This window comes from Sodaliphilus sp., assembly GCF_045598405.1.
GTDB classification, from domain to species: domain Bacteria; phylum Bacteroidota; class Bacteroidia; order Bacteroidales; family Muribaculaceae; genus Sodaliphilus; species Sodaliphilus limicaballi.
In genome coordinates this window covers 1-15582 of sequence record NZ_JAZLLZ010000152.1, presented here as the reverse complement: position 1 = coordinate 15582, position 15582 = coordinate 1, and the positions used below count along the sequence as shown (strand labels likewise).

9 protein-coding genes are annotated in these 15582 nt (G+C 52.6%); all 9 read left to right on the top strand.

The window, feature by feature from the left end; translation table 11 throughout:
* Window positions 1–465: 465 nt before the first annotated feature.
* Complete coding sequence (locus ACKI3C_RS10465) at window positions 466–1206, top strand: porin family protein (RefSeq protein ID WP_407404773.1); 741 nt, start codon at window positions 466–468, stop codon at window positions 1204–1206.
* Window positions 1207–1212: 6 nt separating this feature from the next.
* Entirely contained in the window at window positions 1213–2199 is a 987-nt protein-coding gene (locus ACKI3C_RS10460; RefSeq protein WP_407404771.1) for a type IX secretion system membrane protein PorP/SprF, read from the top strand.
* A gap of 3 nt (window positions 2200–2202) precedes the next feature.
* Window positions 2203–3630 (top strand): SUMF1/EgtB/PvdO family nonheme iron enzyme, encoded by a 1428-nt coding sequence (locus tag ACKI3C_RS10455; protein ID WP_407404769.1) that lies wholly within the window; start codon window positions 2203–2205, stop codon window positions 3628–3630.
* Between the two features lie 77 nt (window positions 3631–3707).
* On the top strand, window positions 3708–4682 hold the full coding sequence (gene gldL / locus ACKI3C_RS10450) for a gliding motility protein GldL (RefSeq protein ID WP_407404767.1): 975 nt from the start codon (window positions 3708–3710) through the stop codon (window positions 4680–4682).
* Window positions 4683–4736: 54 nt separating this feature from the next.
* Complete coding sequence (gene gldM / locus ACKI3C_RS10445; protein WP_407404765.1) at window positions 4737–6311, top strand: gliding motility protein GldM; 1575 nt, start codon at window positions 4737–4739, stop codon at window positions 6309–6311.
* A gap of 26 nt (window positions 6312–6337) precedes the next feature.
* Entirely contained in the window at window positions 6338–7489 is a 1152-nt protein-coding gene (gene gldN, locus ACKI3C_RS10440) for a gliding motility protein GldN (protein ID WP_407404763.1), read from the top strand.
* A 544-nt stretch (window positions 7490–8033) separates the two neighbouring features.
* Window positions 8034–10823 carry a hypothetical protein gene (locus ACKI3C_RS10435; protein ID WP_407404761.1) on the top strand — a complete coding sequence of 930 codons (2790 nt, stop codon included), beginning with the start codon at window positions 8034–8036 and terminating at the stop codon, window positions 10821–10823.
* A gap of 594 nt (window positions 10824–11417) precedes the next feature.
* Window positions 11418–14258, top strand: a complete 2841-nt coding sequence (locus tag ACKI3C_RS10430) for a hypothetical protein (RefSeq protein ID WP_407404759.1) — start codon at window positions 11418–11420, stop codon at window positions 14256–14258.
* 184 nt (window positions 14259–14442) lie between these two features.
* Window positions 14443–15582: AAA family ATPase (locus ACKI3C_RS10425; RefSeq protein WP_407404757.1), on the top strand; the 1140-nt coding region annotated here is incomplete at its 3' end.

The following is a 15582-nucleotide window of genomic DNA, read 5'->3' as shown; positions in this document are numbered from 1 at the left end:
AATATTGCTAATTTATTGTCCGGCAGGACAATACCTGAATAACCCCCACCGCCGAACGAAGTGGCGGTGGGGGAAGAAATGCAACACGCACTGCGTCCAGCAGGACGCTAATCGGATCAAATAGGTGAGGCTCAAATGGTTTTACATGCTAAAGTTGAGTTTGTAAAAAATGAAATTCTACGACAGAGAATTCGAAATGCAAGAACTGCAACGTCTGGATGACCTTGCGTTTTTGCGATATCCTCTATTGTTGCCCGATTAGTGTCATGACGACGAAGTCGTCACATTGCATCGTAACCAATGGCCGCAGGCCGTCGGCAAGGAACTCCCTCCCCCCAACCGGCCTCGAAGTGGCCGCACTTCCCGTCAAAATTATTCGGCGTCCTCCACCTTAAATAAAGAAAAATCGCTGTTTTTTTGCTTTTTTGGCAATAAGTTGAGAAAAAATACGTTATTAATTTTACAATGACACGTTTTTTTCGACACATTATATGCTTGATGTTGCTGGTGCTTTGTGCACTGGTAGCTGTGGCTCAGGATAATGACAAGATTCTGAACCGCCAGTATGCCGACATGAAGAAACTGCACTTCGGTTTCTCGGTGGGCCTTAATTTCCAGGACCTTAACATCACCAACAACGGTCATATCACCGAGGATGGTGAGCAGTGGTGGGCCGATGTGCCTAACCACTCGCCTGGTTTTTGCGTCAATGTGCTCGCCGACTGGCGACTGGGCAAGCATTTCAACCTGCGTGTGGCTCCGGGCATGTACTTCGGCAACAAGGTGGTGCAGTTCCGCAACTCGATGGCTCTCATCGACGAACCCGACACGCATGTGCGCCAGCGCCAGAATGTCAAGGCCACCTACCTGGTCGCTCCTGTTGACCTCAAGGTGTCGTCGCTGCGCTACCACAACCTGCGCCCCTATGTGACCACGGGAGTTATGCCAGTGTGGGACTTGAGCAAGGACCACAGCGAGCAGTACCAGCTGGGCAAGATGGACGTGATGCTGTCGGTGGGCATGGGGTGCGATTTCTACCTGCCGTTCTTCAAGCTGTGTCCCGAGGTGAAATTCTGCTTCGGACTGAAAAATTTGCTCAAGAAGAATCGCCCCGACTTGCAGGACAATCCGGAGATGATGCGATTCACCGAGAGCGTGGATAAATTGCAAAACAACATGGTGGTTGTCACCTTTAACTTTGAATAAACGCTGATGCACAACAATAAACGCACATACCTGTATCTGCTTGCGCTCGTGATGCTCATGGTCATGGGAGCCGGCGAGGCGCGCGCCCAGCTCGACGCGCAGCTCACCCAGTACTGGAATGTGCCCAGTTACTATAACCCCGCTGCTACTGGCAACATCGACTATATCCACATCAATGCGGGCAGCCGCCTGCAGTGGGTGGGCATCAAGCATGCCCCCATGTCGTTTATCGCCCTGGCCGACATGCCCTTCAAGTTCATAGGCCGTCGCTGGGGTACCGGCGTGTCAATCCAGCAGGAAAACGAGGGTCTCTACCGCTCGCTCCAGGCGGGCGCGCAGCTGTCGTGGAAAAAGAAGATGCTGGGCGGAACGCTCAGCGTGGGTGTGCAGGCTGGCATCATCAACGAGACCTTCAAGGGGTCAGAGATAATACTCCCCGAGGGCGACGAGGCACACAGCAGCGCCGACGATGCGATACCGCACAGCGACGTCACCGGCACCACTTTCGACCTGAGCGGCGGCGTGATGTTCACCCACAAGAAGTTCTGGGTGGGACTGTCAACGACCCACGCTCTGGCACCCACGGTGTCGCTCAAAATGGAGAACGACGAGGAAAAAAGATATGAATTTAACGTGCAACGCCAGTATTATTTCATGGCAGGTAGCAATATTCCCGTAAAAAACACGTTATTTGAATTACAGCCCTCGTTGATGGTCAAGACCGATCTTGACTTCTTTCAGGCCGAGGCTACTGCCCGCGTGCGTTACAACAAGTTCTTGAGCGGCGGCGTCGCTTATAGGCACAACGACGCGGTGTCGCTGCTGCTGGGAGCCGATTATAAGAATTTCTTCATCAGCTATTCTTATGATTATCCCATCAACGACATACGCAAGGCCAGCAGCGGCAGCCACGAGCTGTTCGTGGGATACAACCTGAAACTTAACATGGGAGAAAGAAATAAAAACAAACATAAGAGTATTCGTATAATGTAGAATATGAAAAAATTATTATTTATACTGACAATCGCAATTGTGATGGTATCGTGTGGCGGCGTTCGCAGGAGTGCTCCTGTGGGCGGCGAGGTAACTGGTGTGGGCGCTTCAACATTCAGCGAGCCCACCCCTTATGGCATGGTGCTCGTTGACTGTGGCTCAATGCGTGAGGGACCGTCGCAGAAAGACTCTATCTGGGGCACTGACTCCACTGCTCATGGCATCTCGGTGGATGCGTTCTGGATGGACGAGACCGAGATCACCAACTCCAAGTACAAGCAGTTTGTTTACTGGGTGCGTGACTCTATCATTCGCGAGCGCCTGGCCGACCCCAATTATGGCGGCAACGAGGAGTTCAAGATTGAAGAGGACAAGGAGGGCAACCCCGTGACACCTCACCTCAACTGGAACAAGAACATTCCCTGGAAAAACCCCAGCGAGGACGAGGAACGTGCTATCGAGAGCGTTTACAAGATCAACCCCATCACCGGTGTCAAGGAACTTGACCCCGCGCAGATGAACTACCGCTACGACATCTACAACCTCACCGAGGCCGCAAAGCGCAAGAACCGCTTCGACCCCGAGCGACGTGACTACAACACCGACCATGCGGCTCCCGCTACGCCCATGATCAGCAAAGACACTGCCTATGTAGATGACGAGGGACGCATCATCCGCCAGACTCTCACACGCCCGCTGCAGAATGAGTTTGACTTTGTCAACACCTATATCGTGAACATCTTCCCCGACACCACTTGCTGGGTCAACGACTTTGAGAACGCCTACAACGAACCCTACGTGCGCATGTACTTTGCCAACGGCAACTACAACAACCACCCCGTGGTGGGCGTGAGCTGGGAACAGGCCAACGCTTTCTGCGTGTGGCGCACCGAGTTCCTCAAGAAGTCGCTGGGCAAGGAAGGCATTTACGTTGAGCCTTTCCGCCTGCCCACCGAGGCCGAGTGGGAATATGCCGCTCGTGCGGGCATGGACCAGAACAAGTATCCCTGGGAAGGAGACCTGCCGCTCACCGAGACCGACGGCTGCTTCTATGCCAACTTCAAGCCCATGGAGGGCAACTATGTGAAAGACGGTAGCCTCATCAGCGCTCCCGTGGGAACTTACCAGCCCAACGACTTCGGTCTCTACGACATGGCCGGTAACGTGAGCGAGTGGACCTCGACTGCCTACACCGAGAGCATCGACCGCATGACCAGCGACCTCAACCCCGAGTACCGCTACTATGTGGCAAAGGAAGACCCCTACAAGATGTCGCGCAAGATCGTGCGCGGCGGTTCGTGGAAAGACGTGGCACACAACATTCGCAGCGACATTCGCATGTGGGAGTACCAGAACGAGCAGCGCAGCTACATCGGTTTCCGCTGCGTGCGCTCTAAAGTGGGCTACACCAAGAACAAACGCAAGAAATAATGGCGTGCACACATATATTATATATAGAGACACAGCAATAAAGATCATCAACACCAACATAGCATTTTAATACTGAGATGAGTAAGAGTAAAAAATTGAGCGGCATCGCGCACTTCCTTTCGGGAGACAAAGGCCAGCGTTTCTTCAACGCCGCTTATAGTATAGGTGCAGCCGTGGTTATCTGGGGCGCATTGTTCAAGATCCTCCACTTGCCCGGCGGCAACACCCTGCTGTCAATAGGTATGGGAACAGAGGTCCTCATGTTCCTCCTCACCGCGTTTGACCGTCCCGAGAAGAGCTACAAGTGGGAAGAAGTGTTCCCCGTGCTTGCATCGGAGAACCCCGAAGACCGCCCCGACTTCAACGGCGGCTCTGGCATCGTGATTAACGGTGGCAGCGGTGCTCCCGCAGCAGGCGAGGGCGCGGTGCAAGGCGTCACCCAGGCCCAGGCTCTCAATGCAGTGGGACTCCCCCAGGGCATTGACCTCTCTCCTGAAGATTCACTCTCGCTCAGCGAGAGCATAGCCAAGATGTCGGCTGCCAGCGACCAGCTTTCGCGCATGGCCGAGCTCACCGACGCCACCCAGCAGTACCTGTCGCAGATGAGCGCCATCAGCGAGCAGATGCAGCGACTCAGCGAGACCACAACCGCTCTCAACCAGGTGAGCGAGACATTGCTGGGCAGCTACAAGGCCATCACCGACAACAGCACAACCATCAGCGAGAGCTCTACCGGCTACGTTGAGCAGATGGAAGCGCTCAACCGCAACATCGGCGGCCTAAACACCATCTACGAGATACAGCTCAAGAGCATCTCGTCACAGCTCGATAGCATCGACCGCGTGAACCGTGGCCTCAAGGATATCCGCGACATGTATGAGAAGTCGGCGGCCGAGAGCGCACACTACTGCGACGAGACCGAGAAGATGGCTCGCTACATGAAGCAGCTCAACGGCGTCTATGAGAAGATGATCAAGGCCATGACCGTGAACATGTACCGCCCCATGGGTGGACTCACCGGCATGCCCGACGACGACAACAAGGACGCTTAACCGAGAACTCAATTTCTTAATCACAACAACACCTCTTTGAGACAATTATAAAAGATGGCAAGTGGTAAAAACCAATCAGTGGGCAGGATGTCGCCGCGCCAGAGGATGATCAACTTGATGTACATCGTCCTCACGGCTATGCTTGCCCTGAATGTGTCGAGCGACGTGCTCAACGGCTTCAGCCAGGTGGCCGATGCCCTTGAGAGGTCTAACCGCACCATCACGGCGCGCAACGTGGGCCTTTACCAGCAACTCCAGGCGTTCAACGAGAAGAACCCTGGCAAGGGCAAGGTGTGGCTCGACAAGGCGACCGACGTGAGGGCGAAGACCGACAAGCTCTACAGTTACATCGACTCATTGAAATATGAAATCGTGCGTGCTGCCGACGGTGATGATGCCGATGTGAACGACATCGTGAACCGCGACAACCTTGACGCAGCGTCGCAGGTGATGCTCGCACCCGGCACTGGCAAGGGCAAGGCTCTGCGTGCGCGCATCGACCAGTACCGCAGTTACATCATCGGTTTCCTCGACGACGAGGCTAAACGCAAGAACGTGGCTGCTGCTCTCTCAACAACTCCGCCCAAGACAGGCGAGGGCGACCAGAAGCTGTGGGAAGAAACAATGTTTGAAAACATGCCTGCTATTGCAGCGGTGACCCTGCTGTCAACACTGCAAAACAGCGTGCGATATGCCGAGGGTGAGGTGCTCAACCAGATTCTCACCAACGTGGACATGGGCGACCTGCGCGTCAACCTCATCGACGCCTTCGTCGTTCCGCAGTCACGCATCGTGATGCGCGGCACCAAGTACTCGGCCAACATCGTGCTTGCGGCTGTCGATACCACCCAGCGACCTGTTGTCTATATCAACGGACATCGCCTGAACAACGACCGTGGACTCTACGAGGTGGGCACAGGTGCTGCCGGCAACTATGACTACTCGGGTTACATCGAGGTCATGGGACGCGACGGTTCGGTCACCAAGCGTGAGTTCAAGTCCTCTTACACCGTGATCGACCCGCTGGCAACCGTTTCGGCAACAATGATGAACGTGCTCTATGCCGGCATCAACAACCCCATCAGCATCGCCGTGCCTGGCGTGCCCGAGAACTCTATCAGCGCCACGATGACCAACGGCACGCTCACCAAGAGCGGCAACGGATGGATCGCTCATCCCACCAAGGTGGGTGCCGAGTGCGAGATCACAGTGAGCGCCGAGATGGACGGACAGCGCACCAACGTGGGCTCAACCAAGTTCCGCGTGCGCAAGCTGCCCGACCCCATGCCTTTCATCGCCTTCAAGGACGCTAGCGGCAACCCCAGCCGTTACAAGGGCGGACGCCCATTCCCCAAGGCTACGCTCCTCTCGGCTCGTGGCGTTGACGCTGCTATCGACGACGACATCCTCAACATCGACTACAAGGTGTTGAGCTTCGAGACCGTCTTCTTCGACTCGATGGGTAACGCTATCCCCGAACTTTCAAGCGGCAGCAACTTCAGCGAGCGTCAGCTGGCAGCGATACGCCGCCTGCAACACGGCAAGCGATTCTACATCTCACACGTCAAGGCTGTGGGACCCGACGGCATCACACGCGACCTTGCCCCCATTGAGGTGATCATCAACTAATTGATAACAGAACATAGAAACAAAATATGAAGACTCTCAAACTGATATTAGCCACTCTGCTCGTGGGTGCCGTTGCATCCACCGCTAGTGCACAGGTTGTGAAAAAGAACGACAGCGACCGCAAGGCCAAGGACGAGAAAGCTGCTGCCATCACCGGACGCCAGCAATCGTTCTACGAGGTAAAAGAGGCCAGCGACGCCGACTTGCAGTGGATGAAGGTCATCTACCGCTCGCTCGACCTCACCAAGGGCAAGAACTCGGCTCTCTACTATCCCGAGGAACCCAACGAGGACGGACAGAGCCTGTTCTTCATCATCATGCGTCTGCTCGCTAACGACCAGATCTGCGCCTATGAGTACCTCGACGGACGCGAGATGTTCACCGATGAGTACAAAATCAAGGTGGACGAGATGCTCGACCGATTCCACATCATGAACTCTCCTGCCAAGGGCAGCAACGACAAGCACCCCAAGTATGACATCGAGGATGCCGACATTCCCGGCAACGAAATCCTGAGTTACTACATCATCGAGCGCTGGGAGTTTGACACCCGCAGCAACCAGATGAAGACTCGCGTCGACGCCCTCTGTCCCGTGCTGCACCGCATGGACGAGTTTGGCGGCGAGGCTATTAAGTACCCCATGTTCTGGGTGAAACTCAACGACATACGCCCCTACATGGCACAGCAATACGTCTTCACCGACGACGACAACAACCTGTCTCGTTACAGCCTTGACGACTTCTTCAAGCTCAACATGTACACAGGCGACATCTACAAGACCAAGAACCTGCGCAACCAGTCGTTGCGGCAGCAGTTCCCCGACGAGGAAGCCTACAAGCACGCTCAAGACAGCATCGAGCAGCGCCTCAAGGCATTCAACAAGGACCTGTGGGTGCCCTCGCGCGAGGAACTCAAGGCACGTGCCGAAGCCAAGGCTAAACTCGAAGCCGAGAAGAACGGCGAGGAAACCGAGGAAGCTGCCGACGAGACTGCAACCGACGACAAAGCCAAGAAAGAGAGTAAGAAGAGCGTGAAGACAAAACGCGGAAGCAAGGCCGAGAAAGAGAAAGACGCGAAGGCTAAATCTTCCAAGAGTAAAGTAAAAGAGCGCAAGCCCAAGGCCACCAAGAGCGCTTCGACAGGAGCCGCCCGCAGCGTCCGCAACCGCAAGAAATAACCTTTCGTAACGGGAAGAAAAAAATATTCACCCTCGGCAGCCAGCCCCATTGCTGACAACCGAGGGTGAATTGTATAACCGGCAGCCCGCAGGTCTGCGACCAGCGAACCTCCCTTAAAATGGAGGACTCTGTCCTCAAAATGATAATACACTATCTGTGAGGTAATTCCATTTTGCTTGCAGAGCAAGCTATTTTATAAGCGAAGCATAAAAATCAAAATATAATATTTTCTTTTTTTGCCGGACAACAATAATTTTCAATGAAAAAATCAGAGAGTTCAGTGAGATCCGCGCGGGGAGTCCTCAAAAAAGTGATGCTATTATGTTGTCCCGCCAGGGACAATGCCTAACTTCCCGTGCCGCTGGGGTGTGTAATGCAATGAAATGAACGTTTTGGCAATAGTAGTGTCGCATTATTTTTTCGTTTTATAATAGATTGGGATTAGGCGAGGTGTAATTTTGCAGCACAATTTTCGATGACAATCACCTTATAAATCTTATTCTAATTATGAAACATGCTAACACTGTACTCTTAATTGCAATTATGATTGTAGTCTCGCAGCCTGCCTGGACGCAGGTGACGCAAGGCACCACACACGACGATCCGCTCGACGATGCCACCGTGGAGCATTATCTCAAAGACTATTTTGGCCTCAGGAAGTGCCGTGTCAACGGAACGGATGAGTGGCACTACACAGCCACGCGCACGGGGTTCTTCATGACGGGCTACACCTATCATCTTACCGACCAGCCCACTGCCACGCAGCCGGGCGATGCCATCCTCGTGGAGGTAAACGACCGCTGGAAAGGAACTAACTGGAAAGTGAACACTTCGGTCTATGACCAGGTGAAATATGGCATCAAGAAGATACACGATGTGACGCAAAGCACCCTTATCGGCAACGGCGAGGTGTACCATTGCGACGTGACGACCAATCGCATGTTCTTTGCCATACGCACCAGCGACTTCTATTATAACCCTGAAAATAGTATTACTGCAACATGGCAACCCACCAGCAATGATGACCTGTTTTACTACAAAGAAACTTACAAGAAACCCATGCGCTGGTACAACGAGGTGTCGCCGTGCATGAACACTGCGGTTGAAGGTTGGGACCAACTCGAGGCACAATATGATGACTTGAAAGACGGTGATTTCCTGCCAGCTCCGCACTCATGCTCCAATTCGCTCGAAAAGAACCACTTCGCCTTGTTATACGACAAGGAAACAGTGGGGCAGACCTATTCGGTGTCGATCATGCTCTTTGTGCCCACGGGCGCCAATGTGACCTCCAACAGCAAGAACGGCAACTTTGCCTCGGGCAGCGTGCCGCAGGTGTTTTTCTACATCAACCAGCTGGCTGCCGAGCGCGTCGAGAAGCAGCATGGCACTCCGGGGACGTGCAAGTATGACGCTGTGCTCAACTGGAAGACCTCAATCGACAAGGCCCTCGAAAAGGGTATTGACTTTGTGCCGTGGAACAGCAGGGTGGGCGGCATGAAAGAAGAAAGCCACATCTACCGCAAGATTGAGGGCGAAGACAGTTTTCAGGAGATTTGGGTGGAAAATGGTCTTGTCGATCTCAAAACATGGACCGACACCACCTTGCCCGACCCCAAGGAAGACGGATATGACGTGACCTACTATGTGATCACCAAGGCAGTGACATATGATGCGGCTGGCAATCGGCTAGGACAGGAGATAGCCACCGCTGTGACCAATCAGGTGAAGCTGCACATACCTGGGGGCACACAGTATTTTGAACTGGCGATTGCCAATGGTTACAATAGCCGGTTTGTCCCCGAGCCACATCACATAGGGTTGAGTTACAACCTTATAACTAACGATATCAAGGCCGCACCCACCGAGTTCACGCCTTCGCTTGACGATTTGCATGCAGGCGACCGGATGCAGTTGTTACGCTATGAGACCAATATCAACCAGCTGGCGCTCAACACGCTTGAGGTGACTGGCATCAGCGGCGGCGAGTATTCCTACACGCTCAATGGCACTCCCGGAACGGCGCGATGGACATCGATGCAGGATGTGCTCAACCTGGCGGCTACCTACCGCGACGAGGTGCGCTCGATCCCGGGACGCCAGTTCGACGCGCGTTACCAGCTCGTGTTCACTTCGGGAGGCGAAGACTTCTTCTCTAACATTGTGACATCGTCGGGCAAACGCACCGATGTGAGCGTCGCCGATGCCTATCGCTCGGGTACGCCCGACCCGGTGAAGAACGCCCCAGAGGAACTGTACTCGGTGAACGTGCGGTTCCGACCCGTGATGAGCGACGACATTGCCCACTACTACATCTGGGCTAACGGAGAGGAACGCGTGGCACGCATTGGGCAGTCGGCCACTTCCTATACCCTTGTGGGAAAGGATGCTAATGGCGACTTCAACGTGAACCTGGGCGAAGTGGTGCCCGATGAGGACGGGTATCTCGCAGTGCACGTTGACTACTCGCTCGACAAGCATGTGTGTGTCTATGAGGAAGGCAACGGGCGCGCACTCGACCGCAACGACCTGTTCTTCACTGTAGAAGTGTGCACCACAGGTGGCAACACCTATGGCAACTACGACTGCGCGACATCATTTGTGGGTATTGCTTCCGAGCTGGTGGTGAATTCCGACGGCACTTTCTACAAGGGCAACGCCACCCGGCCGGGCGAGTTCTGCGCCGAGATCACTTGGGACAAAATCAAGGACAAGACCAACCTTGATGAAGGCGACTATGTGGCTGGCGAGCCCGACTTCTACACCGTGTACCGTTGGAACACCAACATCGACGAGGAGGTGAACTATGTGCCCATTACGCAGTTCATCAAGGGGCATAATGATGTTTACGACGATGACGGCAATCTCATTGAGCGAGGCAACTATGTGCTGGTTGACAAGACCACCGACGGCTCGCCCTATAAGTTCACCCCGCAATTAATCAAGGAAGTCGAGGATGACCCCGAGGCCCGCGGCTTCAAGGTGGTGGATTTCTTCTCCGACCTCTCGTTTGTCCCCGCCAGCGACAACGACTTCCCTGCCGTCTATTACGTGAAGGCTCACTACGAGACCCCGTTTAAGGCTATACCCGCTACGTTCGACGCCGAAGGCAACTCTAACCTGCGCAACTACATCGAGAAGAATTCTAACCCCACGCGTGCAGCCAGCGTGATCGTGACCGGCGTGCGTGATGTGGTCAAGAGTGAGATCGTGGGCGCCACCTACTACTCGCTGCAAGGTACCAAGGTGGTCAATCCTGCCCGCGGGCAAATCGTGGTTGTGCAGTATCGCATGAGCGACGGCTCGACAACAGCTAGGATAGTCAAGTTCTGAAAAATGGTCAAGCTTTGAAATGTAGTTAGGTTTTTTAGTAGCAGTGCAGCGATGCACGCATGACTGGACAATGTGAAAACTTTCCACGCAGGGCATCCCTGGTCCCTGAAAAACGACAGCAGTGTTGCGAAACAAGGCTGTCGTTTTTTTGCCTTCACTGAAATTAATCGAAATTTCTTTTTCCGCACAAAAAAACTCTATCAGTGTATTGTAATTTTTTTTTCACGACCTGTGGTTTTAATATAATTTCTTTCAATTTCGAATAATTTCTTTCAGTAATTCCCTTATTTTTTCAAGAAAAAAATTCAGTAATTTCCAGGAAAAACGCAAAAAAAACGCCCTGAATGTCCAAAATCCGTGTCCAAAATCCGTAAAACGGGGGTGTTTTGCGTAAAAAATGGGTAAAATGGTAAAAACTATCACACATTGCTGCAAGCGGTCTATAACATTTGACGCATTGTCCCATTGAACCTGAAAAGCGGTTGTAATTTTGCACCAGACAAAACGCCAAGCACGACACGGCGTGACTCTAAAAACGAATTTATTCACCAGTCGGTTCACCTAAAATAAAGTGACGACAAAAAAATTATAGTTATGAAAACTTACAGCAAAATTCTGGCAAGCGCACTTACAGTTATCGCAGCCGCAACATCATTCCAGTCATGGGGCGCCCAGGGAACTACCCACAACGCACCCCTCGACGATGCAACTACACAGAAGTATCTCAAAGAATATTTAGGTATTTCTCAATATTCAACTAACAACTGGTATTATACAGCCACAAAGAGCTGGAAAACCACCACTCCCGTTGAGCCCACCGCTACAAAGACCGGAGATGTGATCTTCGTTGAGGTTAACGACAACTGGAAGGGCAGCAACTGGAAAGCCACTCCTTCGCTTTACAACCAGATTAAATATGGCGTGAAGGCTATCCACACCGTGAAGCAGAGCACCAAGATCGGTAACGGTGACCTCTATCACTATGATGCCACAACCAACCGTTTCTACTTCGCCATCCGCACCAGCAGCATTTACACTGGTGATGCTGAATGGAAGAGCAACTCGACATCAAGCAAGTATTACCTTGAAGAGTCTTACAAGATGCCCATGCGCTGGTACAACGAGTTCTCGGCTTGCACAAGCACCAGCGGTGATGGTTGGGATCAGCTCAACGCTTCTTACGACGCTCTCAAGGACGGTGACTTCTTCCCCGTGCCTCACTCTTGCTCAAACTCGCTTGAGAAGAACCACTTCACAACCCTCTACGGCAAGACTTCGATTGGCAAGACCTACTCTGTATCGGCTATGCTCTTTGTTCCCGAAACAGCTAAAGGTACAACCAACAACAAGAACAACGACTACAGCAAGGGCAGCATACCCCAGGTGTTCTTCTATGTGAACAAGCTCACAGGCGAGCGCATCGACAAGCCTGCCGGCGCAACCGGTTCTTGCAAGTTCTCGGCTAAGCTCAACTGGAAGACTTCTATCGACAAGGCTCGTGAAAGCGACATCGAGTTCGTCACCTGGAACAGCAAGAACGGCGGTATCAAGGAAGAAAGCCACATCTATCGCCAGATCGAGGGCAGCGACGAATTTACCGAACTGTGGGTTGAAGGCGGTCTTGTTGACGTGAAGACTTGGATCGACAACACCCTTCCCAAGCCCAAGGCTAACGGATATGACGTGACTTACTACATCATCACTCGCGCCATCACTTATAACGCCAAGGGCGAGCGCATGGGTGAGGAGATTGGCAACGCTGTGACCAACCAGGTTACTATCCACATCCCCGGAACCGAGCAGTTCTTTGACCTGACCATCGGCAACGTGTTCAAGAGCCAGTACACTCCTAGCGCTGACCACATCCACCGCAGCTACAACCTTATCACCAACGACATCTCTTCTCGCCCCAACGAGTTCACTCCCGCACTGAGCGACCTGGCAAAGGGTGATAAGTTCGAGCTCATGCGCAACGAGGAAACACAGGGATCAACCGCCCTCAACACTCTCGTGATCAACGATATCAAGACAACAACAACTTGGGGCAAAACAACCACAACTTACACCTACACCCTCAACGGCAAGCAGAGCACCGCAAAGTGGACTTCAATGCAAGAAGTGCTCAACCTGGCTGCTGGTTACAAGGACGAGGTTAAGTCGGTTCCCGGACGCTCTTACGATGCACGTTACCAGCTCATCTACACCACCGCCGACGACCAGCTGTGCAGCAACATCGTCACCGCACAGGGCAAGCGCACCGAGGTGCAGGTTAAGAAGATGTACCGCTCTGGCACACCCGACCCCGTCAAGGACGCTAAACTGGAACTCTACACAATGGACGTTCGCTTCAAGCCCATCATGAGTGATGATATCGCGCACTACTACATCTGGTGCAACGCCGAGGAGCGCGTAGCACGCATCGGACAGTCAGGAACAACCTTCACACTGGTTGGCAAGGACGAGAACGGTGATTTCAACATTGACCTGGGCACCATCGAGCCCGACGAAGAAGGCTTCATCACAATCCACGTTGACCGCGCACTCTCAAAGCACGTGTGTGACTACGAGGAAGGCGAGTGCCACGCTCTCGACAACAACGACCTGTTCTTCACAGTAGAGGTTTGCACCACAGGCGACAACTCTTATGGCAACTATGACCGCCCCACCGACTTCCAGGGCGAAGCATCTGAACTCGTGCTCAACAGCGGTGGCACATTCTATGTGGGCGACGCAACACGCCCCGGCGAGTACTGCGCCGAGATCACTTGGGACAAGATCAAGAACGAAAGCAACCTTGACGAGGACGACTATGTTGCTGAGCTGCCCGACTACTACACAGTGCACCGTCGCCGCGTGGACGCTAGCAACGACGTTGACTTCGAGCCCATCACCAAGTTCTTCCGCGGCCACAACGACCGTTACGACGAGTTCGGCAATCTGATTGAAAAAGGTCACTACGAGCTCGTGGATGAGACAACCGACGGCAGCGCCTACAAGTTCACTCCCGAACTTATCGACCAAGTGCTCGACGAGACAGGCGATCCATTCTTCTACGTGGTTGACTTCCTGGCCGACAAGACATTCGTTCCCAGCTCAACTGAAATCTTCCCCGCTGTTTACTACGTGAAGGCTCACTTTGAAAGACCCTTCGTACAGACAGTGACATGGTTCAGCGAAGACGAAGACGCTCCCAAGCGCAGCTTCTCAAGCATCGACCCCGCAATGCGCAACTACATTGAGAAGAACAGCAACCCCACCCGCGCAACATCAGTCATCGTCACTGGCGTGAGCGAGAAGAGAGTAAGCGAAGTCACTTCTACCGAGTACTTCAACCTCCAGGGCATGAAGATCGAGAAGCCTGCACAGGGCGAGATCGTAGTAGCACACTACCACCACGCCGACGGCACAACCAGCGGCAAGGTTGTTAAGATGTAAAAAAAGAAAAAACTGTAAAATGCAAAGATAACTTTCCAATAGGTGAATACAAGACGGGTACTTGTTGAGAAACAAGGCCCGTTTTTTTTATGCGCGTGCACGTTCAATAATTCATGAAAAAATCGTATCTTTGCAGTGACATAAATAATAACCGCAAAAATACTTATGTAACATGAGCACGGCAATGAAACTACCTGTAGGCATACAAGACTTTGAAGGTCTTCGCAACGATGGCTATGTGTATTTAGACAAGACACCGTTAATCTGGAAATTGGTTGACGAGGGTAAGTATTACTTCCTTTCCCGTCCGCGTCGGTTTGGGAAATCATTGCTCATGTCCACCATCAAAGCATTTTTTGAAGGCAAGAAGCACCTCTTTGATGGCACCGTGGGCAATCCACTATTCATCGCCACTAGTGAAGAAGTGAAATGGGATTGGGAGCCTTACCCCATCATGCACCTCGACCTGAATAGCCACAAGTACCAGACTCCAGATGCCGTTGACCAAATGCTCGATGAATTTCTATCGACCCAAGAGGCAAAATATGGACTGCATAGCGATGGTGATGCTTATGGCTTGAGGTTTCAGGCAGTAATCAGGGCAGCTTACACGCTCACTGGCAAACGCGTCGTGATTCTCATTGACGAGTATGACAAGCCGTTGCTGCAGGCCATTGGCAACAGGGAACTGCAAGATGAGTTCCGCAACACACTCAAGCCGTTCTACGGCGCGATGAAGACTATGGACGGGTGCATCAAGTTTGCCCTGCTCACCGGTGTGACGAAGTTTGGCAAAGTGAGTGTCTTCAGTGACATGAACAATCTGGAGGATATCTCCATGAGTCCACGATTTGCCGAGATTTGCGGCATCACAGAGGTTGAACTCACAACTCAATTAAAGCCACACATTGAGATGCTGGCCGAGAGCAATGAGCTATCCTACGAGCAAGCGGTCGAAAAACTCCGCTTAATGTATGACGGTTACCATTTTCTTGAAAACGCTGTGGGGATGTACAACCCATTCAGCGTGCTTAACACACTGAAGAACAGGATTTTCAAGAGCTACTGGTTTGAGACTGGAACCCCCACCTATCTTGCCACATTGCTTGTGCGTCACAACTACAATCTTGACCACATGGAGAATGCCGAGGTTGATGCCGACGTGCTCAATAGTGTGGACTCCGAGTCAACCAACCCCATTCCCGTAATCTACCAGAGCGGTTACTTAACTATTAAAGGTTATGACAAGGAGTTTGATTTATATCGGTTAGGGTTCCCCAACAAGGAGGTGCAAGACGGTTTCGTCAAATTCCTTATACCATAC

What these genes read in the sequence shown, in the direction of transcription:
- gldN (WP_407404763.1), top strand. Translation starts at nt 6,338, where the DNA reads ATGAAGACTCTCAAACTGATATTAGCCACTCTGCTCGTGGGTGCCGTT.
- ACKI3C_RS10465 (WP_407404773.1), top strand. Translation starts at nt 466, where the DNA reads ATGACACGTTTTTTTCGACACATTATATGCTTGATGTTGCTGGTGCTT.
- gldL (WP_407404767.1), top strand. Translation starts at nt 3,708, where the DNA reads ATGAGTAAGAGTAAAAAATTGAGCGGCATCGCGCACTTCCTTTCGGGA.
- ACKI3C_RS10455 (WP_407404769.1), top strand. Translation starts at nt 2,203, where the DNA reads ATGAAAAAATTATTATTTATACTGACAATCGCAATTGTGATGGTATCG.
- ACKI3C_RS10435 (WP_407404761.1), top strand. Translation starts at nt 8,034, where the DNA reads ATGATTGTAGTCTCGCAGCCTGCCTGGACGCAGGTGACGCAAGGCACC.
- gldM (WP_407404765.1), top strand. Translation starts at nt 4,737, where the DNA reads ATGGCAAGTGGTAAAAACCAATCAGTGGGCAGGATGTCGCCGCGCCAG.
- ACKI3C_RS10430 (WP_407404759.1), top strand. Translation starts at nt 11,418, where the DNA reads ATGAAAACTTACAGCAAAATTCTGGCAAGCGCACTTACAGTTATCGCA.
- ACKI3C_RS10460 (WP_407404771.1), top strand. Translation starts at nt 1,213, where the DNA reads ATGCACAACAATAAACGCACATACCTGTATCTGCTTGCGCTCGTGATG.